We start from the raw sequence: 23259 nt of genomic DNA, 5'->3' as shown, positions 1-23259 counted from the left end.
TTACTCGTGTTTTACGGGTTTCGCGATCTTGCGCCGCGACGGGTCTCAAACGTGGTCAAGCGTGCGCACCACGCACAAGGTCATCAGCATGGTGGCCACCGCCTTGCGCACGCCCGCGGTCTCGGTGAATACATCGCCCTGCGCCACGATCAGCGTGCGGCCGGGCTTGAGCACGCGGCCCACCGCTACCAGGCGCTCGCCCTTGGCCGGCGACAGCAGGTTGATCTTGTACTCCGCGGTCAGCCCCGCCTCACCCTCGCCCACCATCGACAGCGCCGCGTAGCCGCAGGCACTGTCGGCCAGCGCCCCCACGGCGCCACCGTGGAAGAAACCGTGCTGCTGGGTCACGCCCTCGGACCACGGCATGGCGATCTCAACCTCGCCGCGCGTCACCCGCGTCAGTGCCGCGCCGAAGGTGGTCATCAGGCCCTGGCGGGCGAAGCTGGTGGCGATCGCGTCCGCGCGCGCGGCCGGCAAGGAGGTGGATTCGACGGCGAGAGGCATGGGCTTTCCTTTTGTTCGCCGGCCGGCAACGCAGAGGCCCGGCGCGGACGATGGGCTGAGAAGCTATTCTATTTACGTTTACGTAAACGTCAATCAAATCCACCAAAGAGCGGTTTATAATGCCGCATTAGGCGCTTTTTTGCTCGTCCGCAGGGCCTTCCGCACCTGTCTGGGCCGCCAGCAGTGCCCGGCACTGCCGTTCATGCTGATCGATTTCCGCAAGCTGTGCCTGCAGGTCCTCGAGCTGGCGCGCCAGCGTGCCGCGATGGTGCGCCAGCGAGTGCAGGAAGCGCTCGAGTTGCGGCGCCGTGTCGCGCGGCGATTCGTAGAGATCCAGGATCTCGCGGATTTCGTTCAGCGTCAGGCCCAGGCGCTTGCCCCGCACCGTGAGCTTCAGGCGGGTGCGCTCGCGCCCGTTATAGACACGCTTGCGCCCGCTCGGGCCTTCGCGCTCGGGCGCCAGCAAGCCCTGGTCCTCATAAAAACGGATAGCGCGGGGCGTGACATCGAACTCGCGGGCGAGATCGGTGATGGTGTACGTCGGCGTGGCTGGCAAATCTGGCATGGTGGCCCAGTAAAAAAGTGAACGGTCGTTCGGTACAGAATGAAGTTTTCGCTTAATATTGAAAAAGCCCGCTCCAGTTGACGTTAACGTTAGCGTCAAGCAAAGCAGCTGGCAACCGTGGTGTGCATCGCCATTTTGCGACGGACCGTGACAACGAGAAAGTCCGCCTGCATGCGGCAGCGCATGCACAGGGCTTCGGACGAGAGAGAGACTCCCCCATGAACGCACTCGAACACCAACTCCAATATCCGTTTGGCGACACCATGCCGGCCGGCGGCGCGCGGCAGGAAGTCGCGCCTGGCGTCTACTGGCTCCGCATGCCCCTGCCCTTCGCGCTGGACCACATCAACCTGTGGCTGTTGCGCGACCGCATTGACGGCCACGACGGCTGGACCATCATCGACTGCGGCGTCACCAACGACACCATCAAGGCGCACTGGGAAACCGTATTCGCCAATGAACTCGAAGGCCTGCCGGTGCTGCGTGTGCTGGCTACGCACTGCCACCCTGACCACATCGGCCTGGCGCACTGGCTGTGCAAGCGCTGGGACGCACGGCTATGGATGAGCCTGGGCGACTATATGAACGCCCGCGTGATGGGTGGCGGGGGCGGCGTTGGCTCCAACGCCGGCGGCGACTTCGCCGCCAGCCACTTCGCCCGCCACGGCCTGACCGACCCCGACAGCCTGGAAAAGCTGCGCGCGCGCAAGAGCTACTACCCATCGCTGGTGCCCGACCTGCCCACCCAGTACCGGCGCATGATGGACGGCGATATCGTCAATATCGGCACCGACCCCGCCAGGTCCGGCTGGCGCGTGATCACCGGCTTTGGCCACGCGCCCGAACACGTCGCGCTGTACAACGCCGGCATCAATGTGCTGATTTCCGGCGACATGGTGCTGCCGCGCATCTCCACCAATGTCAGCGTGTTCGACATGGAGCCGGAAGCCAATCCGCTCAAGCTATACCTGGATTCCCTCGGCAAGTACGAGCCGCTGCCCGAGGATGTGCTGATCCTGCCGTCGCATGGCAAGCCCTTCCGGAATCTGCATACGCGGATCCGGCAACTGCGCGAGCACCATGTAGATCGCCTGGCCGAGACGCGCGCGGCCTGCGCGGAAAAGCCGTGCAATGCGCATGACATCGTCGGCGTCATGTTCAAGCGGCAATTTGATATTCACCAGATGACGTTCGCGATGGGCGAAGCGCTGGCCCACCTGCACCTGTTGTGGCATGCGGGGGAAGTCAGCCGGGAAGTCGGGGCCGACGGCGTAGTCAGGTTCACGATGCTTTCCTGACATCGAAGTCCTGGGCTTGGCATACGGACCGAGAACAGCATAGCCATGTGGCGCGCCCGAAAGGCGGGTCGCCCTCCCAGCGCGATGCGAAGCGAGCCGTCAAGGTGTACCAGGCCGTATGGGGCGCCTCGTCGGCAGGCAAAAAGAGCGGAAAAGAGGGACCCATGTTTGAGTATCGCCTTAAGGCGATGCGAGTTTGGGTCCCGGCCGCTCTTTTTGTCTGCCGACGAGGGGGGGTCGCCCCATCCGGCGCGCCTTCTTTGCCTACTTTCTTGGCAAGACAAGAAAGTAGGTCGCCGCCCCGCAGGGGTGGTGAAACCGCCTTTGACTTTAAGCCTTTAAGCCTTTGACTTCAAAGTCAGGCACCCGCAAACCGCGCCAAATACCCAACCCCCTCAACCGCCCGACTCCCATACCAGGAAACCATCTCCCCATTGATCAGCAAGACCTCCTTCCCGATCTGCCGCTCCAGCGCATCCACATGCGCCTCGGTAAACCGATAAGGCTCACTGGAAAGCAAAACCAGATCAATCTCCCGCACCAGCCCCTCGCTCCAGCGAAAACTCGGATAGCGGGTGTCCGCCGTATTGGGCCGGCTGCAATCCCCGTCGACACAGGCTTCCGGCATGGCTTGCGCCGAAGGCCAGGTCTGCCAGTTGACCAACGCCAGCATGCGACTGATATAGGTATCCCTGGACACCGTCATCCACGGATCCTGCCAGATCGCATACAGCACCTTGCGCTCGGGCCAAATCCGGCCACGCACCTGCGCCAGCTCGAACTCCATCGCCTCGCATAGCGACTCAGCTTCGGCAACCCGGCCGAAGATGCCGCCGAGCAAGCGATAAAGCGCAAGATTATCCTCAGGCGCACACGGGTGAGTCACGATCACATGCGGAACGAAACCCCGGATCTCATCGACCGTCTCGCGGCGGTTCTCATCGATATTGACCACCACATGCGTAGGCGCCAGCGCCCGCAGGCGCTCAAGCTTGACGTCCTTGGTGCCGCCCACCTTGGCAACGGCACGCACGGCAGGCTCGGGATGGATGCAGAAGCCAGTGCGCGCCACCACCTGCGGCCCCAGCCCCAGCGCAAACAACAGCTCCGTCACCGATGGCACCAGCGAAGCGATACGCACCTCCCCGGCAGCGGGGCCATGCAAAACGCCTGCGGCATCCTGCCAGTTCACGACTGCTTGTCCTGGCTGCGCGGCTTGCGCGGCGCGCGCGAGAAAACCGCATCGTAAAGCCAGCGCGGCATCAGGTGCAGGATGGATGCCACCACGCCCATCTGCCACGGCACCACGGCGAAGCGGCGGCCTGCGGCAATAGCACGCACCGCCTTGCGGGCGAATACGTCGGCATCCATCAGGAAAGGCATGCGATAGGGATTGTGCTCGGTCATCGGCGTGCGGATATAGCCGGGCGCGATGGTGACCACGCGGATGCGCTCGCGGCGCTGTTCCAGGCGCAGGCTTTCGAGCAGCTTGATCACGGCGGACTTGGAGGCGCTGTAGGCGCCGCCGCCGGGCAGCCCGCGCACGCCGGCCACGCTGGCAATGCCGACCAGCGTGCCGCGCCAGCCGCCGGCGCCGGGAGCGCGCTCGCGCATGGGCTGCATGAACGGCTGGAAGGTAGTGAGTACACCGAACCAGTTGGTGTCCATCACCATGCGGAAGGCTTCAAGATCCTCGCGCTCGCTGGCCACGGTGCCGACCGATACGCCGGCGTTGGCGATCACCACATCGGGGCAGCCAAAATGATCGAGGAAGTCCTGGGCGGCGAGCTGCATGGCGGCGGCATCGCGCACGTCCGCGGCATAAACGCGCACCGCGTTGGGATTGGGCAGGCTACGGGCAAATTCGCGCAGCACGTCTTCGCGCCGGCCAACCAGTCCGAGGATGGCGCCCTGCGCCGCGTACTCGCGCGCCAGGGCCTGGCCGAGTCCGCTCGACGCGCCGGTAAGAAAGACTTTCAGTGCTCGCATCGGGTGGGTCCAGGGGAAACTGCAACACTGTTCATGCCGACAGCCCCATCCCGGCGCGGGCCGGACGCCGCTGCGCCGCGCCGGCGCCGGCGGTGCCGGTCGACCGCTGGCGGCCAGGGCTGGCCGCCGCAGGGAATTTACATCTTCTTGTCGCGTACCTGGCCGACAAGGTAATCCATGGTCTGGATGGCCGCGCCCTTGGTGCCGGCGATGGACGGCGAGGTCACGTACTTGCCCTGCACCACGATGGTCGGCACGCCGTCGATCTTGTAGGCGTCCGCGATCTTGTTGGCGCGTTGCGAGTTGGTGGTCACGGAGAACGAGTTGTAGGCGTCGAGGAACGCCTTGCGGTCAATGCCGTTCTTGGCCATAAAGTCGGCGATCTCGTTCGGGTCCAGCATGCGCTTGCGGTCGACGTGCATGGCGCTGAAGACCTTGCTGTGCATGGCGTCAAGCTTGCCGAGGGATTCCAGCGCATAGAAGATCTTGGTGTGCGGCAGCAGGTCGTCGCGGAAAGCCACCGGCACGCGCTTGAACACGACGTCCTTGCCCTGCTTGCTCACCCAGGCTTCCAGCTCGGGCTCGAAATCGAAGCAGTGCGGGCAGCCGTACCAGAAGAACTCAGTGACTTCGATCTTGCCCGGCGCGACGGGCTGCGGCGCTTTCAGGACCTGATATTCCTTGCCCGAAGTGGGCGCGGCTGCCTGGGCGGGCGCGGTCATCAGGAAACCGGTCACGGCGACCAGCGTGGCGAACAAGGTGGCGAGTTTCTTCATATGGCGCGGCTTTCGAAAATGGGCAATGAGCGTATGACAGCGGCGGGGCGTCCCGGTTCAGCAAACGCCCCGGGTTGTTACTGCTTGGTAAAACGGATCACCGAAGCTTCGAAGCCCGACGACTGCAGCCGGTCGCGCGCGCGGTTCATATCTTCGATCTTGCTGAACGGCCCCAGGCGCACGCGATAAAGCTTGACGCCATTGACATCGCGCTCGGTCACCTTGGCCTCGAAACCCTGCATGGCCAGGTTGGCCTTCTGGCGGTCGGCGTCGTCCTGCGAACGGAAGGCGCCCACCTGCAGCAGGTAGCCAACCTTGTTGGCATCGGCCTGGGCGATCTCGGCGATCGGATCGGCGACGGGCTTCTCGGCCGGCTTCTCGACGGGCTTCTCGGCAGGCTTTTCCGCCGGTTTCTGCGCGGGCTTCTCGGCCGGCTTTTCCGCGGGCTTCTCGGTCGGCTTCTCGGTTGGCTTCTCAGCCGGTTTTTCGGCGGGCCGGTTGGCGGCCACCGGGGGCTGGCGCTCAGGCGGCTTCACCGTGGGCGCCGGACCGGCGGGCTGCTCGGGCTCGGCGGCGGGCCCGACGGGCTTGGCCGGCGTCTTGCTCCACAGCGGCTTGTTGGGATCCGTCGGGGCTTCCTGCGCCGGGGCGGGCAGGTTGCTGACGACATTGCCGGGCTCGGACGGCTTCTGCGCGCCCTTCTGCTGGAATGGCGCCGGCGACTTGGTGATGTACAGGGCGACCACTACCGCGATCGCCAGGCCGACGATCAGGCCCAGCACCAGTCCCAGGAACGTACCTCCGCGCTGCGGGGCGCGGCTGGCATTGCGCGGGGCGCGCTTGCGTTGCTGTTGCATGAATTCCTCTAGCGTGATGGCGCGATTATAGAGCCTGCGCCAATCCCGGCATCACTGTCTGTGGTCAAGACGACACGCTTGCTCGTGCCGGGGGACGCGCCCCCGGCACAGAGCGCTTACATCCGTTGCGGCGCCGAGACACCGATCACCGCCAGCCCGTTGCGCAACACCTGCCGCGTCGCGGCCAGCATCGCCAGACGGGCCAGCTTGACGGCCTCGTCATCCACCAGCACGCGGTCGGAGTTATAGAAGGCATGGAAATCGCCCGCCACGTCCCGCAGGTAGAAGGCGACCGCGTGCGGCGCCAGTTCGTCCGCCGCCGCCGCCAGCATGTCCGGGAAATCGGCCAGGCGCTGGCCCAGCGCGAGCGCCTGCGGGGTGGCATCGGGGCCGGTCACGGGCGCCAGGTCGGCGCCGGCCAGCGCGGGAAGCCTGGCTTCCCAGTCGGCGCCGCCCCAGGATTCGAAGATCGAGCAGATCCGGGCATGGGCGTACTGCACGTAATACACCGGGTTCTCGTCGTTCTGCTTGAGCGCGAGGTCAACGTCGAAAATGAATTCCGTATCCGCCTTGCGCGACAGCAGGAAGAAGCGCACCGCATCGCGCCCGCGCGTGAAGTGCCCGGGCCAGTCGGCCACGCCGGCTTCCAGGCAGCCGCGGATGGTCTCGCCGCCTTCCGCGCCGTTGCTCCACTCGATCAGGTCGCGCACGGTCACATAGGAACCGGCGCGCTTGGAGATCTTGACCTCCTCGCCGTTCTTCATGACGGTGACCATCTTGTGCAGGATGTAGTCGGGGTAGCCCACGGGGATACCGATATCCAGCCCTTGCAGGCCGGCGCGCACGCGCGCAATGGTGCCGTGGTGGTCGCTGCCCTGCACGTTGATGACCTTGGTGAAGCCGCGCTCCCACTTGCTGGTGTGGTAGGCCACGTCCGGCACGAAGTAGGTATAGGTGCCGTCGCCCTTGCGCATGACGCGGTCCTTGTCGTCGCCGTCATCGGTGGTGCGCAGCCACAGCGCGCCTTCGTTCTCGTAGGTCTTGCCCTTGTCCACCAGCGATTTCACCGCGGCCTCTACCTTGCCGTCGCTGTAGAGGGACGATTCCAGGTAGTAGCGGTCGAACTTGACGCCGAACGCCCGCAGGTCGATGTCCTGCTCGTTGCGCAGATAGGCCACGGCAAACTTGCGGATCGACTCGATGTCCTCGACGTTGCCGGACGCCGTCACGGCGTCGCCGTCGGATGCCCGCACGGTCTTGCCGGCCAGGAAGTCGGCGGCGATGTCGGCGATATAGTCGCCGTTGTAGGCCGCTTCAGGCCAGCCGGCATCACCGGGCTTGAGGCCGCGGGCACGCGCCTGCACGGATGTCGCCAGGGTCTGGATCTGCACGCCGGCGTCGTTGTAATAGAACTCGCGGTGCACGGCGAAACCCTGCCAGTCCAGCAGGTTGGCAAGCGCATCGCCCAGCGCCGCCTGGCGGCCGTGCCCCACGTGCAGCGGACCGGTCGGGTTAGCCGAGACGAACTCGACCAGCACCTTGCCGCGCGCGCCCTGCTCCTGGGCGCCATAGCGGTCGCCCTGCTCGAGCACCGCGCGCAGCACGTCGGCCTTGGCGGCCGGCGTCAGGCGCAAGTTGATAAAGCCGGGACCGGCAATCTCAAGCCCGGCCACCAGGCCGGCGGTACGCGCATCGGCCTTGACCCCATCGACAATCTGCTGGGCCAGCTCGCGCGGGTTGCGCTTGAGCGAGCGGGCAACCTGCATGGCGAGGTTGCAGGCCAGGTCGCCGTGGGCGGCCACCTTGGGGCGTTCGAAGGTGGCCGCGGGCAGGACGGCGTCGGCCGGAGCGAGTGCGCGCACCGCGTCGTTGAACGCAGCGGCAAGATTGGTGGTCTGAACTGGCAGCATGGATGTCGTGGCCCTGAGGCGGTTGTCTGGTGCCGCCGCGGCGGTCCGGAAGCGGCGGCACCGTCACGGGCGGCATGTGGAGGCCGCGCCGCATGGCAGGCAATGAATTGCAGAACGCGGAATTTTATCAGGTGCTATGCTGACATCATGCAGCGGGCCTCAAACCGGCCGTTGCGCACCCCGGACCGACTCCCGGACAAGCCGCGCGGTCATGTACTTCGCTGTACGCCAAGGAAAGGATAAATCATGCTGATCACCTTCAAATCCCACGCGTCGCAAGATCTCATCATGATGAGGGATCTTGCCGTCACGCTCCTGGGGATTATCGGCAAGCACCTGGGAGAGCGCGGGGTGATCACCACCGAGGAACTGCCTCGCTGCATCCACAAACTGGAAGCCGCGGTGACGGACGCCAAGAAGGTGCACCCGGCCGAGTCGTCCGTATCACCGGGCAAGCAGGATGAGGACCAGGAAGAGGAGCCCTTGCACCTGGGCCAGCGGGCCTACCCATTCCTCGACATGCTGCGCGCTTCCCTGCGCGAGAACACCGAGGTCATGTGGGGCGTGTAGGCGCCGCGCCGGACCTGAACGGCCCGTAGTGGCGGAGGCAGGCGCCGGCTGGCGGCTCCCCCGCCGCGGCGGAGCCCTTGCCGCCGGCACCCTTTCCGCCGGCGGCGCATTCCGGCTTCGCCCTCGCGCCGCCCCCTCTTCCGCCCAAAATCCCCGATTGATATAAAAAAAAAGCCCGGCCGATGTTCCTGGCCGGGCGCGCCGGATCAGGGAGTGGATCCGGAAGGGGGAAGAATCGCTTTATTCGATGAGGCGCATGAATCACTAACGGCGCTGGATTGCTTGCGGGCGCGCTCGCGCAATGCCTTGGCGTCGGACAGGAAGCCGCCGCTTGCGCCTTTCTCGTTCCGGGACTGCTGGCTCTTGCCTTTGCCGACGACGGGCTTCTCTGTAACCGGGGTGTCCATGGCGATCATGCTCCTGCGGGGTTGGGGGATGGCCTCTGCAGGGCCTGCGCAATTGCGATGTGCTTCGACCTGTTTCAGTGCGTGCTTCAGTGCGGTCGGACGCGGCGCATCAGTCCTCTCTGTTGCGTCCGTTGGCAGCCAGCAGCAATCCGACGAAAGCGCCCACAGCCGCTGCTATGCCGATCGCCTTCAGCGGCGATGCAACCACGCTCTGCTGAACGCCGTCCACAGCGTAATCGACGCGCTCTCGTGCCCGGCTTGCGCCCTCCAGCGTGGCGCGGCGCAGGTGGTCGCCCAGCGCACGCGTGCGGTCGTGCAGCCGGCGTCCTGCCCCCACGGCTTCGGACGAGCCTTCGCGCCCCAGCACTTCCATGGTTTGCTCGAATTGCGCGATCAGTGCCCTGACCTCGCCGGCAACCGGCCCCGCAGCATCGCAGGTATCGCGCGCGGCATGCCTGATCTGGCGGACCGTGCTCTCGGCACTATCGGCCAGGTGGTTCACTTCCTTTCGGACCTTCGGGTTGTTGGTCAGCATCGCCTAATCTCCGTTTCGTCTGAGGACGCTCTGTGATTCCCTTCGTGCCGTGCGCCGCCTCCGCCTAGCGTCTGACCAAGCTGATCACGAAGGTCACAAGGGCAACCACCAGGAAGATGAAGAACAGGATCTTGGCGATTTCGACCGCGCCTGCTGCGATGCCCCCAAAGCCGAACACGGCGGCAATCAGGGCGATGACAAAGAACACGACTGCGTAGTGCAACATGGTGATGGCTCCCTAAGTGAATAGCGCTACCGCGCCAGGCAGCGCGGGCCTGGCAAGTGGCAGCACCTGGCGCCTGGCTATTTCACCGCTTTGAACACGGTCACGCCCAGGACAAGGAACAGTACGAACAGCACCAGGAAGATGAAGAACAGGATTTTGGCAATGCCGGCCGCGCCTGCAGCGATACCTGTAAATCCAAGCAAGCCGGCGACCACGGAAACCACAGCAAAAATCAGCGCCCATTTCAGCATTGACGTTCTCCCTCTCCCCTGGCTGGCTTGCGCGAGACTGCGCAAGGTCATGGCTACATGGTAGAAACCGCCTCGCCGCGCAGACACCGATGGCGCACCGATTCCCTTGTCAGCCGATTCCTACAGGATCAGGATTGGCGCAGCCTCGCGCGCAGCGGCCGCGCAGTGCAGGTTGACCGGGGGCCGTCGATGTGCTTCCATCGACGCCGACAGGGTACATGCCAGGCCCGGACCTTTCCCCACGCCACGCGGCGCGGGAACGCCCACCGGCCAGGCACCCGATTTCGGGAAACGACAATGTTCAAGCAGTCACTGTTGCGCTCCACCTTGCTGCTGGCGGGCGGCATCGTGCTTACCGTAGTGGTGCTGATCGCCTCCGAGGCGGGCAACATCCGCTTGCGACAGGGATATACGCAGGTGATCCAGTCGCAGCAGGTGCAGGGCCAGATCACCGCCCTGCTTGGCGAGCTGGTCAATGCCGAGGCAGGCCAGCGCGGCTTCCTGCTGACAGGCAAGGAGAGCTATCTGCAACCCTATTACCAGGCATTGCCCCGCATCAATGCGCTGATGAGCGCACTGCGCAACCGCTACGCGGACGACGCGGAAGCGCTCAAGCTGTTCACGCAGGCGTCTACCGCCGTCAACCGCAAGCTGACCGAGATGGACCTGACGCTGATCTACGGCAAGCGCGACGTGGAAGTGGCGCTGGACCTGGTGCGCACCGACTTCGGCAAGCAGACCATGGACAACGCGCGGCGCGGGCTGGAGGCACTGCTCCAGCGCGAAGCCGGATCGGTGTCGCAAAGTCTGGAGTATGCCGACCGCGACCTCGCGCTGTCGCGTTACGGCATTGGCCTGCTGACCGCCATCAATATCGTGCTGCTGATCGTGGTGGGCTTGCAGCATTCGCGGCGCATGGCGGTATCGGAAGCCGCGCGCAGCGAGCTGGAAGAAGAAAGCGCGCGCCTGGACAGCATGGTGCGCGCGCGCACCCGCCAGCTATCGGCACTGGCCTCTCACCTGCAACGTGTCACCGAGGACGAGAAGACGCGGCTGGCGCGCGAACTGCACGACGAACTCGGCGCCATCCTGACCGCCACCAAGCTCGATATGCACTGGGTGCGCCGCCGCATACAGGAAACCCATCCCGACGTGGCGGAAAAGCTCACCCGCGTGATGCTGCATGTGGACCAGGGCATCCAGATCAAGCGGCGCCTGATCGAAGACCTGCGTCCCACGGTGCTGCTCAACCTGGGCCTGAAGGAAGCCATCGGCCAGTTGGTGGAGGAGGTCGCCGCGCGCAATCAGTGGGACTCGGATGTGAAGCTTGCCGAAGCGGTGCCGCCGCTGCGCGACGACGCGGCCATCGCGCTTTACCGTATCGTGCAGGAGTCGCTGACCAACGCGAGCAAGTATGCCGATGCCAGGCGCGTGGCCATTAAGCTGGATTGCGCCGACGGCGTGCTTCTGCTGACCGTGGGCGACAACGGGTGCGGGCTGCCGGCGGACTTCGAATCGCGGCGCGGCGTTGGCCACCACGGCCTGCTGGGCATGGAGCAGCGCGTGATTGCGCTGGGCGGCACGCTGGACATCCGCTCGGAGGCCGGCGCCGGCGTGACCATCCGGGTCGAGGTGCCGCTGACCGATGCCATCGTAGCGCCGCCGCGCGAAGACGATGACGACTTCGGCGATCAGTTGCAGGATGAACCTGAAAGTGCGCCGCCGGATACGCCAGTGGTCGCGCCGGCGAGCATGGCCGCAAGCACGCCAACCGGCGCACCCACGGCCACGCCCGGCGGCGAGGCGCCGCGCCAGCAGGGCCAGGATACCGGGCCGTAATACGGCCAGCCAAAGCAAAAGGGGCTCCGCGGAGCCCCTTTTGCTTTGCCGTGCCCGTCCGGGCGCAGCGATTCCCGCCTTACATCTTCTGCCTGGTGCTCTCGGCGGCGCCTTGCACCTTCTCGCCGCCCTTTTCGATATCCTTGCCGGCGCCGGCCATCGTGTTGCAACCGGTCACCAGGACGACACCCGCCAGGGCACACAGCGCCATCAGCTTTCTCATGATCTTCTCCTTGCTCCAGGTTGACGCGGCATGGCCGCGATAGGGATTACCGGTACTGCCGGACCGACCTGAATGCGTCATCCAATGCCACCGTCCCGAGACAAGAACGCGCACAATTCAATCGCCCGACTGCGCGTATTCCTCGATGACGCGGAACACCTGCTCAAGTTCGAGAGACTTGTCGAAAAAATAGTCCGCCCCGGCCTCGGTGCACTGGCGCCGGTAAGTGGGCACCTGGGCGTGATTGGTGTACACGATGCGGATGCCAGATGCCTGGGTCTTCTGCATGGCACGAAGTACATTGATGCCATTGCCTTGCCGCAATTGCAGGTCGACGATGACGACCTCGTACTTGCCCGCCTCGTAGAGGCGCAGCGCCGAGCTTTCGGTATCCGCCCAATCGACAGTCTCGACAAACGGGAATGCGCTCAGGTATTCAAGCAACATACCTCGCAAGACCGCCGAGTCCTCGATTAGCAGGACCCGCAGCGCTCGATACGAAGGGGCTGCGGCTTGATCCAACATGACTTAATGGTAGCAACAGAGTATGGAGAGAAACTATCGGCGTCCGTCCTACAGCGGCACCGCGCCGGCGGGGGATTTCCGTTCCGGCAGCGCCGGATCCACGGCTTGCAGGGCCACCGCGGGGGCATCCGGAGGCGGGCCACGCAGGATAGCAAACGCAGTGGAATGCGCATCGCGCCCGCGCCGCCTACTCCACCAGACCGTTCTTGATGGCGTAGTAGGTCAGGTCGGCGTTGGTCTTCATGCCCATCTTTTCGAGAATGCGCGAGCGGTACGTGCTTACCGTCTTGACGCTCAGGAACAGTTCCTCGGCGATCACCGAAACCGACTGGCCGCGCGAAAGCTTGCAGAAAATCTGGAACTCGCGCTTGGACAAGGTCTGGTGCAGCGGCTGGTCGGTCGGCTTATCCAGCCCGCCAATGAGCAGGTCCGCCACGTTCGCGCTGACATAGCGCCGGCCCTGGGCCACGGTGCGGATCGCCTTGACCAGGTCGTCGGGCGCGCTTTCCTTGGTCAGGTAGCCGGACGCGCCGGCGCGAATCAGGTTGATGGCGTACTGGTCTTCCGGATAAGTGGAAAGGATCAGCACCGGAAGGTCGGGATGCCGCTGGCGCAGCAGTTTGAGCACGTCGATGCCATTGCGATCGGGCATCGAGATATCGAGTACCACGACATCGAACTCGAGCTCGCGCAGGCGCGTCATCACTTCGTCGCCGCTGGCAGCTTCCCCTTCCACCCGGATATCGGGCTCGTCGGCAATGAACTGGCGCAGACCAGCGCGCACGATCTGGTGATCGTCGGCGATCAAAACGCGAATCATGGGCTTCTCCCTGGGGCATGGATGCCCCTGCTCTCGGGAGCGGCGGGGCTAATGCATTGTAGTGCTTGCAAAGCTGCGCGAATGTCGGTGTAAGGCTGACACGCCCCGTGCAGGCCGCGCGAACGGAAAAGGGACGGGCTGAACCCGTCCCTTTCGTTCCAGCCCGGCCGCGCACCGCTCGGCGCGCTCCAGGCTTGCCGGCCCAGGCTTACTGGACCTTGGTCGCCGCGCCGGTATCGGCGGCCGCGCTGGTGTCGGCCGCGGCTTCGCCCTTCTTGCTCTTGGCGTGGCTGGTGTGCTTCTTGGTCTTGGCGGTGGGCTTGGCCTGCGCGCCGGTAGCGGCATCTGCCTTGGCGTCCAGGCCGGCGTTCACACCTGCGCCAGCGGCCGCACCCTTGTCTGCGGGTGCGCTGACCGCGGGCGCCGAGATGGCGCCGGTGGCACCAGCCTTCGCATCAACGCCGGTACCTTGCGCCATGGCCAGCGAGGAAGCGGCAGCGATCGAGAGAGCGGAAAGGGAGATCAGCAGTTTATTCATTGAGAGGCTCCTGGCAGTTTGCACCGCCGCGAAACATTCGCTGCGGTGTTCACTTGATGTGAGCCCTCAGTCTAGGGATGCGGAGCCGTGCGGTCTGTTAGGAGATGTAATGCCTTGTAAGGAGTGGTGAAGAACTTGCAAAGTCACATCGGCAGGCCCGGAGAAGCTTTTCCCTGCTTGCCCAATGGCTTGCGGCGGCGCAGCGGCACAAAACGCCGCCGCCGCCGCACGCATGCGGTTACAGGTTAGGCGCGAGCGCGCGCTCCAGCACGCTGCGTTCTTCGCCACGGCGCGCCACCATGTCGTCGAGCTGGTCCTTTCCGATCTTGCCCACGGAGAAGTACGTGGACTCCGGATGCGCCAGGTAGAAGCCGCTCACCGAGGCCGCAGGCGTCATCGCCAGCGAGTCGGTGATGCCCATGCCGATCTCGGCCGTATTGAGATAGTCGAACATCGGGCCCTTGACGGTGTGCTCCGGGCAGGCCGGATAGCCAGGGGCCGGACGGATGCCGCGATAGCTTTCGGCGATCAGTTGCTCGTTGGTCAGCACCTCGCCGGCGTCGTAGCCCCACAGATCCTTGCGCACGCGTTCGTGCAGGCATTCGGCAAAGGCCTCGGCCAGGCGGTCAGCCAGCGACTTAAGCATGATCGCGCTGTAGTCGTCGTGGTCGGCCTCGAACTGCGCTTCCTTCTTGTCCACGCCGATGCCAGCGGTGACGGCGAACACGCCAATGTAATCGGCGACGCCGCTGTCCTTGGGCGCGACGAAATCGGCGAGGCAGCGGTTGGGCCGCATCACGCCGTCGATCACCGGACGCTCGCTCTGCTGGCGCAGGTTGTGCCAGGTCAGCGCGACCTGGCTGCGGGTCTCGTCGGTGTAGATCTCGATATCGTCGTCGTTGACGGTGTTGGCCGGCAGCAGGGCCAGCACGCCGTTGGCTGTCAGCCAACGGCCCTGGATCAGGCGTGCCAGCATCGCCTTGCCGTCCGAGAACACGCGGCGGGCGGATTCGCCGACGATCTCGTCATTGAGGATGTCGGGGAATTTGCCGGCCAGATCCCAAGTCTGGAAGAACGGCGCCCAGTCGATGTAGTTGGCCAGCTCGGCCAGGTCGTAGTTGCGGAAGATGCGGCGGCCGATGAATTTCGGCCGGGGCGGCACGTAGGTGCTCCAGTCGACCGGCGTCTTGTTGGCACGCGCCTGCGACAGCGTCACCATCGGCGTGGCCTTTTTGTTGGCGTGCTGGTGGCGGATGCGCTCATAGTCGGACTTCAGCTCGGCCAGGTACCTGGTCGCGCCCTCGTCCGACAGCAGGCTCGACGCCACGCTGACCGAGCGCGAGGCGTCCGGCACGTAGACCACCGGGCCTTCGTAGTGCGGCGCGATCTTGACCGCGGTGTGCACGCGCGAGGTGGTGGCGCCGCCGATCAGCAGCGGGATCTTCTTGATGCGGAAGTAGTCGTCGCGCTGCATCTCGGAGGCGACATAGGCCATTTCCTCCAGCGACGGCGTGATCAGCCCGGATAGCCCGACGATATCCGCGCCTTCGACCTTGGCGCGCGCCAGGATCTCGTTGCACGGGACCATCACGCCCATGTTGACCACTTCGAAGTTATTGCACTGGAGCACCACCGAGACGATGTTCTTGCCGATGTCATGCACGTCGCCCTTGACCGTGGCGATCACGATCTTGCCGCGCGCCTTGACGTCGCCGCCAGCCTCGGCCAGCAGGCGCTTTTCTTCTTCGATGTAGGGCAGCAGGTGGGCCACGGCCTGCTTCATCACGCGGGCGCTCTTGACCACCTGCGGCAGGAACATCTTGCCGGCGCCGAACAGGTCGCCCACGATGTTCATGCCGTCCATCAGCGGGCCTTCGATCACCTCGATCGGGCGGCCGCCGCGCGCTTCCACCTGCTGGCGCACTTCCTCGGTGTCTTCCACGATGAAGGTGGTGATGCCGTGCACCAGCGCATGCGACAGGCGGTCGCCGACGGGGACCGGGTGTTCCGGCGTGCCGCGCCACAGCAAGTTCTCTTCCTTCTTGGCGCCACCGCCCTTGAAACGGTCTGCGATTTCAAGCAGGCGGTCGGTGCTGTCCTCGCGGCGATTGAGCACCACGTCTTCCACGCGCTCGCGCAGTTCGGGGTCGAGCTGGTCGTACACGCCGAGCTGGCCGGCGTTGACGATGCCCATGTCCATGCCCGCCTTGATGGCGTGGTACAGGAACACGGTGTGGATGGCCTCGCGCACGGCATCGTTGCCGCGGAAGGAGAACGACACGTTGGACACGCCGCCGCTGACCTTGGCGTACGGCAGGTTCTGCTTGATCCAGGCGGTGGCCTCGATGAAGTCCACCGCGTAATTGTTGTGCTCCTCGATGCCGGTCGCCACCGCGAAGATGTTCGGGTCGAAGATGATGTCTTCCGGCGGGAAGCCGACTTCGTTGACCAGGATGTCGTAGCTGCGCTTGCAGATCTCTGTCTTGCGGGCAAAGGTATCGGCCTGGCCCTGCTCGTCGAAGGCCATCACCACGGAAGCGGCGCCATAGCGGCGGATCAGCTCGGCGTGATGGCGGAACTGCTCCTCCCCCTCCTTGAGCGAGATCGAGTTCACCACGGGCTTGCCCTGCACGCATTGCAGGCCGGCCTCGATCACTTCCCACTTTGACGAGTCCAGCATGATGGGCACGCGCGCGATATCGGGCTCGGAGGCGATCAGGTTGAGGAACCTCACCATGGCGGCCTTCGAGTCCAGCATGGCCTCGTCCATGTTGATATCGATGATCTGCGCGCCGTTCTCGACCTGCTGGCGGGCCACCACCAGCGCCTCGTCGAACTGGCCGTTGAGGATCATGCGGGCGAAGGCCTTGGAGCCGGTGACGTTGGTGCGCTCGCCGACGTTGACGAAGAGCGTGTCTTCATCGATGGTGAAAGGCTCGAGGCCGGACAGGCGCATCGGGCGCGGCGGCAGGGTATCGTTGGTCATGGCTTGATCTTGTTCTGTGGGCTCGCGATGCATGTTCAGGCGGCGGCGCGGTCGTCGCCGTCGCGGTACTGGCCGGGCCAGGCGCGCGGCTTCTTGCTGGCCACGCTCCGCGCGATGGCGGCGATGTGCTCCGGCGTGGTGCCGCAGCAGCCGCCCACCAGGTTGACCAGGCCGGACGCGGCGAACTCTTCCACCAGCGACGACGTGACCTCCGGGGTTTCGTCGAAGCCGGTATCGCTCATCGGGTTGGGCAGGCCGGCGTTGGGGTAGCACGACACGGCTGCGTCGCAGATCTTGGCCAGTTCGGCAATGTACGGGCGCATCAGCGTGGCGCCCAGCGCGCAGTTCAGGCCGAAGGTGATCGGGCGGGCGTGGCGCAGGCTGTTCCAGAACGCTTCGACGGTCTGGCCCGAGAGAATGCGGCCGGAGGCATCGGTCACGGTGCCGGAGATCATCACGGGCAGGCGCTCGCCAGTGTCCTCGAACAACTGGTCGATGGCGAACAGCGCGGCCTTGGCGTTGAGCGTGTCGAAGATGGTTTCCACCAGGAACACGTCTGCGCCGCCTTCCAGCAAACCCTTGCCCTGCTCATAGTACGAATGGCGCAGCTCCTCGAAGGTCACGTTGCGCGCGCCCGGGTCGTTGACGTCCGGCGAGATGCTGGCGGTCTTGGGCGTGGGGCCGAAGGCGCCGGCCACGAAGCGCGGCTTGTCCGGCGTGCTGAACTTGTCGCAGGCTTCGCGCGCCAGCCTGGCGGCGACGACGTTCATCTCGTACGCCAGGTCCGCCATCTTGTAGTCTTCCTGCGCGACGGCCGTGGCACCGAAGGTGTTGGTCTCGATCAGGTCGGCGCCGGCGGCCAGGTACTGCTCGTGGATCTCGCTGATGACCTGCGGGCGGCTCAGCAACAGCAGTTCGTTGTTGCCCTTGACGTCGACATGGTGCCCGGCGAAGCGTTCGCCGCGGTAGTCCGCCTCAGTCAGCTTGTAGCGCTGGATCATGGTGCCCATGGCACCGTCCAGGATCAGGATGCGCTCGCGCAGCAGGGCCGGCAGGTTGGCCGCCCGGGTATAGGGGTGAGCGGGAGGAAGCGAGGCGGAACGTGGGGCGGCGCTCATGTGGGGCTCGACAGCAAGGGAAAAGAGTTCGATTTTATCAGTTGCATCAATGGTTTGCGGAATAACGGACGCGGCCGGCCAGTGCGCGCGAAGGCGCTCGCAGGTTGCCGCATGGCACCGCCCGGGCCTACACTGGGGAACCTTCCCATCACCGAGAAGCCTTGCCCATGCAACACCTTAGTCCCGGCGACGCGCAAACCCTGCTCAGGGAATCGCCCGATGCGCTTTTCATCGATTGCCGCAGCGAGATGGAATACCTCTTCGTGGGACACCCCAAAGGCGCGCATAACGTGCCCTGGAACGATGGCCCGGACTGGGAGGTGAATCCGCATTTTGTGCAGTCGGTGAAGAAACTGGCGGGGCAGGCGTCGGCCCGCCCGGTGCTGCTGATCTGCCGCAGCGGCAACCGCTCGACAGCGGCCGCGAGAGCGCTGGAGGGCGCGGGGTTCACCACGGTCTGCAACGTCCTGCACGGCTTCGAGGGCGACCTGGACGCCGAACGCCATCGCAATACGCTCAACGGCTGGCGCCACGCTGGCCTGCCCTGGGAACAATACTGAGAAATACTGAAGACGCCGGGGACCGGCGCCTTGAAAACGAGAAGCCCGCGCAATGCGCGGGCTTCTCGCTTCCGTTCCACTCGCCGGCCGCCCCAGCGCGAAGCACCGGCAGAGGCAGCCGCAAGCCTAGTGCATCACCAGCGGCTGAACCATCACGGTGTCGAACTTGCCAAGGAAATCATCCACCTCTTCCACCGACGGCTCGCTCTCGATCAGACGTTGCACGTCCGCGCGAAAGCTCTCGGCCATCTGGCCGCCGAGGAATATCTCGCGTTTCAGGTTCTTGTCGACGATTTCATAGCCGCCAGAGGCAAGAGGCGCATGCTCGACATCCGCACCAAACTCGACAATGCAGTAATTGTCGCTGTTGTAGATCATTTGCATGGCATACCTCCTGGCTGTCATGGGTAAGCGGCGGGCCATTGATTCTTCCGACTACCGGCACAGTGGCCGGTTGCCCTCCGCGATTTCACCTCCAATCTCCAAGCTGAGGGTGTTTGCCGTGTTTTCAAGATTCTTGCTTCGGCGAACCGCAGGAATTAAGCGTTCCCTCACTACATTGGGCAACGGCGCTGTCAGCAAGTTCTTGAGTTATGTTCGAAAGATATTGCTGGAAATTACCGGATATCGCATCAGGGCGCCTCGCACTGTGCCCCGCAAGCCGCATTGCCAAGAAAAGCGTCGAGCACTGCGTGAAAACGCTCGGCTTGTTCGAGATGGGCAAGGTGCGCCGCCCGGGGCAACACTTCCAGGCGGGCGCCGGGGATGGTGGCAGCAATCTCGCGCGCCATCTCCGGAGGAGCGCCCTGATCCTCCTCGCCGACCACCACCAATGTGGGGCAATGAATGCGTGCGATCGCCCCGGCCAAGTCGAATGCCATGATGGCCTGCCCCGATCCCACATAGCCGTGCACGGGCGTGGACAAGATCATTTCGCGCACGCGCTGCACCTCCTCCGGATGCGCGGACCGGTACGGCGCGCTCAGCCAGCGCTCCAGCGTGCTGTCGGCCACGCCCGCCATGCCGTGCGCCTCCACGTGGCCGATGCGGTCATGCCACATCGGGTGGGCATCCAGCGGGGTACGGTTGACGGTATCGACCAGCGTAAGCGACAGCAACCGCTCCGGATACCGCACAGCCATCGTCTGCCCGATCATGCCGCCTACCGAGACACCGACGAAATGCGCCTCCGGCACCGCCAGCGCATCCATCAGGGCGGCCACGTCGTCGGCCATGCGGATCATCGAATATGCGCCGATCGGCGCATCGCTCTGGCCATGCCCGCGCAGGTCGTAGCGCAGCACGCGATAGCGTGGCGCCAGGTGGCGTGCGGTGGCGTCCCACAAGGTATGGTTGGCACCCAGCGCGTGCGCCAGGATCACCCACGGGCCATCGCCCCCGTCGATGCGAACCTGGAGGCTGATATCGCCCACGCTGACGCGGCGGGCCTCGGACGGTGGCTGGGTGGCGCTCATGGCAGGTCTCCGGAAGTTGAGCAAACGCGGTGAACCGCGGCGGCAACCGACGCGCCACCGCTTGACGAATCATTGACGACTCAGCGCAGCGCTTCGCTGTCGCGGTAGACGAGTTCGATCTGGGTGCCGTCGGGCTCCGTCTGGCGCAGCTTCACCGGCATCCACTGCAGCGACTGCGCCAGCCACACCTCCACCCGCCGGCGATCGCCCGCATGCCGCGGCAGGCGCATGAAATGCTTGGCGTGTACCGCGCCGTGACCGGTGTCGACGTCCTCCTCTCCCACATACTGCACCTGCATCGGCTCCAGGTCACGCGTATCCGCCACCTCGAAGGTTTCGGTGACGCCGGGCGTGGCGTAGCGCTGCGGATTGCCGCGGACCAGCCCGACCAGTTGCAGGAATACGCTGAAGCGGTCCTGGCCCGCGGCAGGCAAGGGCACCTGCTTGTCGCGCCCCTCGAAGACCAGGGCGCCGGCGGCGCGGTCGAAGCGGGCCGCCTCGCTGCGGTTGCGGCGGTTCTCCTCATAGCGCTCCGGCGCCAGGCCGCGCTCACTGAGTGCGCCGCTGCTGTGGAAGTTGAAACGGAACCACAGCACCCGTGTTTCCACCGCAAGCAGATAGCGTCCGCCGTCCTGCTGCCAGCGGATGAGGCCATCCGGATTCTGTACGCCGTTGACGAAGCTGGAGTAGTGCAGCAGCCTGGACGGCGGCGGCGAATAGCGAACGCCGTCCGCCGGCAAGCCCGCGTCCGCAGCCGCGGGCGCGGATGCGGCACCCTGCCCGGCCTGGCCGCCGGCGCTCGCCATGGCGGGGCCGGAGCCTGGCGCAGTCAGCAGCGGCGGCGCCTCCGCGGTGGCAGGCGTTTCAGGGGTGGATTCCGGGAGCGATTCGGCCGGGGCGGGTTCGGGCGTTGCCTCCGGCCGCGGCGCGACGGGGCGCTTCGCAGGACGCGGCGGCGCTTTCACGGCCGGTGGCGCAGGCGGCGGCAGCAGCAGGATGGCTTCGATCGCCGGCATGGCGGTCGGGTCGCCCCGTGGGCCGGGAAGCTGCATCAGGCCCAGCACCACCAACAGGTGCACCGCCAGCACGAGCGCAAGCGCGACCGCCCAGCGCACGCGGCGCCGGGCGGGCTTGTCAGGAAAGGCCGTTCGGCCCGTTCGTCGGGCTGCCACCAAGATAACCAAGCTCCGAAGAAATCTGCCGGGCGATGTCGCGTACGTGACGATCGACCGTACCACCCCATTCTGCATCGAATACGCTCTGCGCGCCGAGCACGATCAAAGCCATCGCGACATGGCCGTTGGCGTCGAACACCGGCATCGAGAATGCATTGATGCCCGGCAGCACGCCACCTTTGATGCGCGCCGCGCCATGCGCCCGCACGTCCTCGCAGACCGCGTCGTAGTCGGCCAGCGAGCGCGGCAGGCCCGGAATATCGTCATGGCCGCGCTCGGCCAGTTCCCGTTCGACCAGCGGCCGCGTTTGTTGTTTCGGCAGATAAGCGCCATACAGGCGGCCGGTGGCGGAGTTGAGCATGGGCATGACATCGCCCAGGCGCAGGCTTACCGTAACCGGGTGGCTCGACTCCTCCCAATGCACGATGGTCGGGCCGTGGTTGCCCCACACGGCGATGCCGATGGTCTGATCCATCTCGTCGCGCAACTGCGACAGGATCGGGCGGGCCTTCTTGACCGGATCCAGCCGGTTCAGTCCCGCGAGGCCAAGCTGCAGCGCGAACGGACCCAGGTCGTAGCGTCCGCCCACCGGGTCCTGCGCCACCATGCCCAGCCGCTGGAAACTGACCAGGTAGCGGTGCGCCTTGGCCGGATTCATGTCGGCGGCGGCGGCCAGGTCGCGCAGCATCATGGCGCGCGGCGACGCGGCCAGCGCCTGCAGCAACTTGAAGCCAACCTCGATCGACTGGATGCCGGAACGCAATTTGGAATCGTCTTCTTCGAGTTCGGTCATGCGGCAACTTGCGGAAAAATGGTGAATAAGCCATGCACGAATCACATCCCGGAATAATACGGGCGAGACGATCACGCAGGTTGGGACCTAAATTTACTATAGCGAAATCGATTTACCAATTTTTAAACCATCGGTAGACTTTGAACGCACTTTGAACACCGCTATACAGGCCGGGCGCTGATGCCATGACAACCGCACCGGCCAATCCCGGCGCGGCAGCCGCCATGCAACGCACATGGCGCGGCGCAGCCGACTTCTACAGGAGACAACGATGACCCGCCTTTTCCCCTTCTCCCTGCTGCCCGCGCGGCAAGCCTGGCGCGCCTGCGCGGCACCGCTGCTTGCCACGCTGGCGCTGGGAGCCACCGTGTTGCCCGCCCGCGCAGCGGACAACTGGCCCAGCCAGCCGATCCGCTGGGTGGTGCCCTACCCGGCCGGCGGCGGCACCGACGTGGTAGCGCGCACGCTAGGCCAGGCCATCACGCCGGCACTCGGCCAGCAGGTGGTGATCGACAACCGGCCGGGCGCGGCCACCATCGTCGGCGCCGACGCCGTGGCACACAGCAAGCCCGACGGCTACACGCTGCTGACGGCCGATACCGCCACGCTGGCGGCCAATCCTTCGCTGTACAAGAAGCTGCCCTACAACGCCGACAAGGATTTCGTGCATGTGAGCATGGTGGCGCGCTTCCCGCTGATCCTGGTCGCCACGCCGAACTTCCCGGCACGTACATTGAAGGAAGCGATCGAGTATGTGCAGAAGAATCCCGGCAAGGTCAATTTCGCCTCGCCCGGCGCCGGCAGTCCGCACCACCTGGCCATGGAGCTGTTCATGGACCAGACCAGGACAAAGATGACGCACGTGCCGTACAAGGGCGCTGCCCCGGCGGTGCAGGATCTGCTCGCCGGCCAGGTGGAACTGATGTTTCTCGACCTGGCGTCCGGCCAGCAGAACGTCGCAGCTGGCAAGGTGCGCGCCCTTGGCGTGGCCACGCCCAAGCGCCTGACTGCGCTGCCCACGGTGCCGACGGTGGCCGAGGCCGGCGTACCCGGCTTCGAGGCCTATGCCTGGCAAGGCGTGGTGGTGCCGGCCGGCACGCCCAAGCCGGTAGTGACGCGCCTGAACGCCGAACTGGTGAAGGCGCTCAAGAGCGCCGACGTGCAGAAGCGCTTCGAAGGCATCGGCGTGGAGCCGGTATCCAGCACACCCGAGGAATTCGCCCAGTACGCCCATGCCGAAGCCGAGCGCTGGGGCAAACTGATCAAGGCCAAGGGCATCACGGTAGACTAGCGGGCCGCTTTTTTCCTAACGCATTGCA

Annotated in this window: 25 protein-coding genes and 1 pseudogene; 5 read left to right on the top strand and 21 right to left on the bottom strand. The window is 65.3% G+C overall.

From position 1 onward, the window contains the following. Window positions 1-45: 45 nt before the first annotated feature. Both ACZY0R_RS37895 and ACZY0R_RS37890 read right to left on the bottom strand, forming a co-directional pair. Window positions 46-504 (bottom strand): PaaI family thioesterase, encoded by a 459-nt coding sequence (locus ACZY0R_RS37895; RefSeq protein WP_045243255.1) that lies wholly within the window; start codon window positions 502-504, stop codon window positions 46-48. A gap of 127 nt (window positions 505-631) precedes the next feature. Continuing rightward, window positions 632-1069: a MerR family transcriptional regulator gene (locus ACZY0R_RS37890; RefSeq protein WP_488865781.1), complete on the bottom strand. Its 438-nt coding sequence runs from the start codon at window positions 1067-1069 to the stop codon at window positions 632-634. A 218-nt stretch (window positions 1070-1287) separates the two neighbouring features. On the opposite strand from ACZY0R_RS37890, the gene ACZY0R_RS37885 reads away from it, so the two are divergent. Continuing rightward, complete coding sequence (locus tag ACZY0R_RS37885) at window positions 1288-2367, top strand: MBL fold metallo-hydrolase (RefSeq protein ID WP_488865779.1); 1080 nt, start codon at window positions 1288-1290, stop codon at window positions 2365-2367. Between the two features lie 358 nt (window positions 2368-2725). Here ACZY0R_RS37885 and ACZY0R_RS37880 read toward each other — a convergent pair whose 3' ends face one another. The 5 genes from ACZY0R_RS37880 to argS all read right to left on the bottom strand — a co-directional run bounded on the left by ACZY0R_RS37880 (window position 2726) and on the right by argS (window position 7899). Next, window positions 2726-3559: a helical backbone metal receptor gene (locus ACZY0R_RS37880; RefSeq protein ID WP_488865777.1), complete on the bottom strand. Its 834-nt coding sequence runs from the start codon at window positions 3557-3559 to the stop codon at window positions 2726-2728. Further along, window positions 3556-4356, bottom strand: coding sequence for an SDR family oxidoreductase (locus tag ACZY0R_RS37875; protein WP_488865775.1), 801 nt, complete (start codon window positions 4354-4356; stop codon window positions 3556-3558). Before ACZY0R_RS37875 ends, ACZY0R_RS37880 begins: the two co-directional genes overlap by 4 nt. A gap of 137 nt (window positions 4357-4493) precedes the next feature. Beyond that, window positions 4494-5132 carry a thiol:disulfide interchange protein DsbA/DsbL gene (locus ACZY0R_RS37870; protein ID WP_488865773.1) on the bottom strand — a complete coding sequence of 213 codons (639 nt, stop codon included), beginning with the start codon at window positions 5130-5132 and terminating at the stop codon, window positions 4494-4496. Between the two features lie 77 nt (window positions 5133-5209). Next, window positions 5210-5989, bottom strand: a complete 780-nt coding sequence (locus ACZY0R_RS37865) for an SPOR domain-containing protein (protein ID WP_488865771.1) — start codon at window positions 5987-5989, stop codon at window positions 5210-5212. Between the two features lie 116 nt (window positions 5990-6105). After that, the gene (gene argS / locus ACZY0R_RS37860; protein WP_488865769.1) at window positions 6106-7899 is read right to left on the bottom strand and encodes an arginine--tRNA ligase; all 1794 of its coding nucleotides are present in this window, start codon (window positions 7897-7899) and stop codon (window positions 6106-6108) included. A gap of 246 nt (window positions 7900-8145) precedes the next feature. Between argS and ACZY0R_RS37855 the strand changes: the two genes are divergently transcribed. Then, entirely contained in the window at window positions 8146-8469 is a 324-nt protein-coding gene (locus ACZY0R_RS37855) for a DUF1840 domain-containing protein (RefSeq protein WP_045238295.1), read from the top strand. A gap of 206 nt (window positions 8470-8675) precedes the next feature. Here ACZY0R_RS37855 and ACZY0R_RS37850 read toward each other — a convergent pair whose 3' ends face one another. The 4 genes from ACZY0R_RS37850 to ACZY0R_RS37835 form a co-directional block, all read right to left on the bottom strand. Further along, on the bottom strand, window positions 8676-8876 hold the full coding sequence (locus ACZY0R_RS37850; protein ID WP_488865767.1) for a hypothetical protein: 201 nt from the start codon (window positions 8874-8876) through the stop codon (window positions 8676-8678). A 109-nt stretch (window positions 8877-8985) separates the two neighbouring features. After that, window positions 8986-9411: a glycine zipper domain-containing protein gene (locus ACZY0R_RS37845; RefSeq protein WP_488865765.1), complete on the bottom strand. Its 426-nt coding sequence runs from the start codon at window positions 9409-9411 to the stop codon at window positions 8986-8988. Between the two features lie 64 nt (window positions 9412-9475). Further along, window positions 9476-9637 (bottom strand): DUF1328 domain-containing protein, encoded by a 162-nt coding sequence (locus tag ACZY0R_RS37840; RefSeq protein ID WP_035859071.1) that lies wholly within the window; start codon window positions 9635-9637, stop codon window positions 9476-9478. 77 nt (window positions 9638-9714) lie between these two features. After that, a complete protein-coding gene (locus tag ACZY0R_RS37835; protein ID WP_035859073.1) occupies window positions 9715-9888 on the bottom strand; it encodes a DUF1328 family protein in 174 nt (57 codons plus the stop codon). 297 nt (window positions 9889-10185) lie between these two features. On the opposite strand from ACZY0R_RS37835, the pseudogene ACZY0R_RS37830 reads away from it, so the two are divergent. Beyond that, window positions 10186-11544, top strand: a pseudogene (locus tag ACZY0R_RS37830) (CHASE3 domain-containing protein); the annotation flags it as partial. Window positions 11545-11806: 262 nt separating this feature from the next. Here ACZY0R_RS37830 and ACZY0R_RS37825 read toward each other — a convergent pair. The 6 genes from ACZY0R_RS37825 to ACZY0R_RS37800 all read right to left on the bottom strand — a co-directional run bounded on the left by ACZY0R_RS37825 (window position 11807) and on the right by ACZY0R_RS37800 (window position 17937). Then, the gene (locus ACZY0R_RS37825) at window positions 11807-11950 is read right to left on the bottom strand and encodes an entericidin A/B family lipoprotein (protein ID WP_488865762.1); all 144 of its coding nucleotides are present in this window, start codon (window positions 11948-11950) and stop codon (window positions 11807-11809) included. A gap of 117 nt (window positions 11951-12067) precedes the next feature. Then, entirely contained in the window at window positions 12068-12475 is a 408-nt protein-coding gene (locus ACZY0R_RS37820; protein ID WP_488865760.1) for a response regulator, read from the bottom strand. Window positions 12476-12662: 187 nt separating this feature from the next. Further along, entirely contained in the window at window positions 12663-13295 is a 633-nt protein-coding gene (locus ACZY0R_RS37815; RefSeq protein WP_045238298.1) for a response regulator, read from the bottom strand. 208 nt (window positions 13296-13503) lie between these two features. Continuing rightward, window positions 13504-13833 carry a hypothetical protein gene (locus tag ACZY0R_RS37810; RefSeq protein WP_035859082.1) on the bottom strand — a complete coding sequence of 110 codons (330 nt, stop codon included), beginning with the start codon at window positions 13831-13833 and terminating at the stop codon, window positions 13504-13506. Window positions 13834-14071: 238 nt separating this feature from the next. After that, window positions 14072-16819 (bottom strand): methionine synthase, encoded by a 2748-nt coding sequence (gene metH / locus ACZY0R_RS37805; protein ID WP_488865758.1) that lies wholly within the window; start codon window positions 16817-16819, stop codon window positions 14072-14074. Window positions 16820-16854: 35 nt separating this feature from the next. Then, the gene (locus tag ACZY0R_RS37800) at window positions 16855-17937 is read right to left on the bottom strand and encodes a homocysteine S-methyltransferase family protein (protein WP_488865756.1); all 1083 of its coding nucleotides are present in this window, start codon (window positions 17935-17937) and stop codon (window positions 16855-16857) included. A gap of 167 nt (window positions 17938-18104) precedes the next feature. Between ACZY0R_RS37800 and ACZY0R_RS37795 the strand changes: the two genes are divergently transcribed. Further along, complete coding sequence (locus tag ACZY0R_RS37795; protein ID WP_045238301.1) at window positions 18105-18497, top strand: rhodanese-like domain-containing protein; 393 nt, start codon at window positions 18105-18107, stop codon at window positions 18495-18497. Window positions 18498-18623: 126 nt separating this feature from the next. Here ACZY0R_RS37795 and ACZY0R_RS37790 read toward each other — a convergent pair whose 3' ends face one another. From ACZY0R_RS37790 to ACZY0R_RS37775, 4 genes are all read right to left on the bottom strand, one after another. After that, complete coding sequence (locus ACZY0R_RS37790) at window positions 18624-18881, bottom strand: BTH_I0359 family protein (RefSeq protein WP_035859088.1); 258 nt, start codon at window positions 18879-18881, stop codon at window positions 18624-18626. A gap of 248 nt (window positions 18882-19129) precedes the next feature. Continuing rightward, complete coding sequence (gene pcaD / locus ACZY0R_RS37785; RefSeq protein WP_488865753.1) at window positions 19130-19972, bottom strand: 3-oxoadipate enol-lactonase; 843 nt, start codon at window positions 19970-19972, stop codon at window positions 19130-19132. Between the two features lie 80 nt (window positions 19973-20052). After that, window positions 20053-21144: a DUF3108 domain-containing protein gene (locus ACZY0R_RS37780; protein ID WP_488865751.1), complete on the bottom strand. Its 1092-nt coding sequence runs from the start codon at window positions 21142-21144 to the stop codon at window positions 20053-20055. Then, on the bottom strand, window positions 21107-21940 hold the full coding sequence (locus ACZY0R_RS37775) for an IclR family transcriptional regulator (protein WP_045238303.1): 834 nt from the start codon (window positions 21938-21940) through the stop codon (window positions 21107-21109). The genes ACZY0R_RS37780 and ACZY0R_RS37775 overlap by 38 nt, the downstream gene beginning before the upstream one ends. 271 nt (window positions 21941-22211) lie before the next feature. Here ACZY0R_RS37775 and ACZY0R_RS37770 point away from each other — a divergent pair, with 271 nt between their 5' ends. After that, on the top strand, window positions 22212-23231 hold the full coding sequence (locus ACZY0R_RS37770; protein WP_488865749.1) for a Bug family tripartite tricarboxylate transporter substrate binding protein: 1020 nt from the start codon (window positions 22212-22214) through the stop codon (window positions 23229-23231). Window positions 23232-23259: the final 28 nt, after the last annotated feature.

It is taken from the genome of Cupriavidus sp. F041 (genome assembly GCF_057814235.1).
Note: the sequence above shows the minus strand (reverse complement) of the source record. Positions and strands in the feature narration are given on the sequence as shown.

Coding starts and splice junctions, on each gene's coding strand:
- ACZY0R_RS37790 (WP_035859088.1), bottom strand. CDS start 18,881: ATGCAAATGATCTACAACAGCGACAATTACTGCATTGTCGAGTTTGGT.
- ACZY0R_RS37890 (WP_488865781.1), bottom strand. CDS start 1,069: ATGCCAGATTTGCCAGCCACGCCGACGTACACCATCACCGATCTCGCC.
- ACZY0R_RS37870 (WP_488865773.1), bottom strand. CDS start 5,132: ATGAAGAAACTCGCCACCTTGTTCGCCACGCTGGTCGCCGTGACCGGT.
- ACZY0R_RS37775 (WP_045238303.1), bottom strand. CDS start 21,940: ATGACCGAACTCGAAGAAGACGATTCCAAATTGCGTTCCGGCATCCAG.
- pcaD (WP_488865753.1), bottom strand. CDS start 19,972: ATGAGCGCCACCCAGCCACCGTCCGAGGCCCGCCGCGTCAGCGTGGGC.
- ACZY0R_RS37815 (WP_045238298.1), bottom strand. CDS start 13,295: ATGATTCGCGTTTTGATCGCCGACGATCACCAGATCGTGCGCGCTGGT.
- ACZY0R_RS37795 (WP_045238301.1), top strand. CDS start 18,105: ATGCAACACCTTAGTCCCGGCGACGCGCAAACCCTGCTCAGGGAATCG.
- ACZY0R_RS37865 (WP_488865771.1), bottom strand. CDS start 5,989: ATGCAACAGCAACGCAAGCGCGCCCCGCGCAATGCCAGCCGCGCCCCG.
- ACZY0R_RS37840 (WP_035859071.1), bottom strand. CDS start 9,637: ATGTTGCACTACGCAGTCGTGTTCTTTGTCATCGCCCTGATTGCCGCC.
- ACZY0R_RS37875 (WP_488865775.1), bottom strand. CDS start 4,356: ATGCGAGCACTGAAAGTCTTTCTTACCGGCGCGTCGAGCGGACTCGGC.
- metH (WP_488865758.1), bottom strand. CDS start 16,819: ATGACCAACGATACCCTGCCGCCGCGCCCGATGCGCCTGTCCGGCCTC.
- ACZY0R_RS37845 (WP_488865765.1), bottom strand. CDS start 9,411: ATGCTGACCAACAACCCGAAGGTCCGAAAGGAAGTGAACCACCTGGCC.
- ACZY0R_RS37835 (WP_035859073.1), bottom strand. CDS start 9,888: ATGCTGAAATGGGCGCTGATTTTTGCTGTGGTTTCCGTGGTCGCCGGC.
- ACZY0R_RS37825 (WP_488865762.1), bottom strand. CDS start 11,950: ATGAGAAAGCTGATGGCGCTGTGTGCCCTGGCGGGTGTCGTCCTGGTG.
- ACZY0R_RS37810 (WP_035859082.1), bottom strand. CDS start 13,833: ATGAATAAACTGCTGATCTCCCTTTCCGCTCTCTCGATCGCTGCCGCT.
- ACZY0R_RS37850 (WP_488865767.1), bottom strand. CDS start 8,876: ATGGACACCCCGGTTACAGAGAAGCCCGTCGTCGGCAAAGGCAAGAGC.
- ACZY0R_RS37855 (WP_045238295.1), top strand. CDS start 8,146: ATGCTGATCACCTTCAAATCCCACGCGTCGCAAGATCTCATCATGATG.
- ACZY0R_RS37800 (WP_488865756.1), bottom strand. CDS start 17,937: ATGAGCGCCGCCCCACGTTCCGCCTCGCTTCCTCCCGCTCACCCCTAT.
- ACZY0R_RS37770 (WP_488865749.1), top strand. CDS start 22,212: ATGACCCGCCTTTTCCCCTTCTCCCTGCTGCCCGCGCGGCAAGCCTGG.
- ACZY0R_RS37820 (WP_488865760.1), bottom strand. CDS start 12,475: ATGTTGGATCAAGCCGCAGCCCCTTCGTATCGAGCGCTGCGGGTCCTG.
- ACZY0R_RS37895 (WP_045243255.1), bottom strand. CDS start 504: ATGCCTCTCGCCGTCGAATCCACCTCCTTGCCGGCCGCGCGCGCGGAC.
- ACZY0R_RS37885 (WP_488865779.1), top strand. CDS start 1,288: ATGAACGCACTCGAACACCAACTCCAATATCCGTTTGGCGACACCATG.
- argS (WP_488865769.1), bottom strand. CDS start 7,899: ATGCTGCCAGTTCAGACCACCAATCTTGCCGCTGCGTTCAACGACGCG.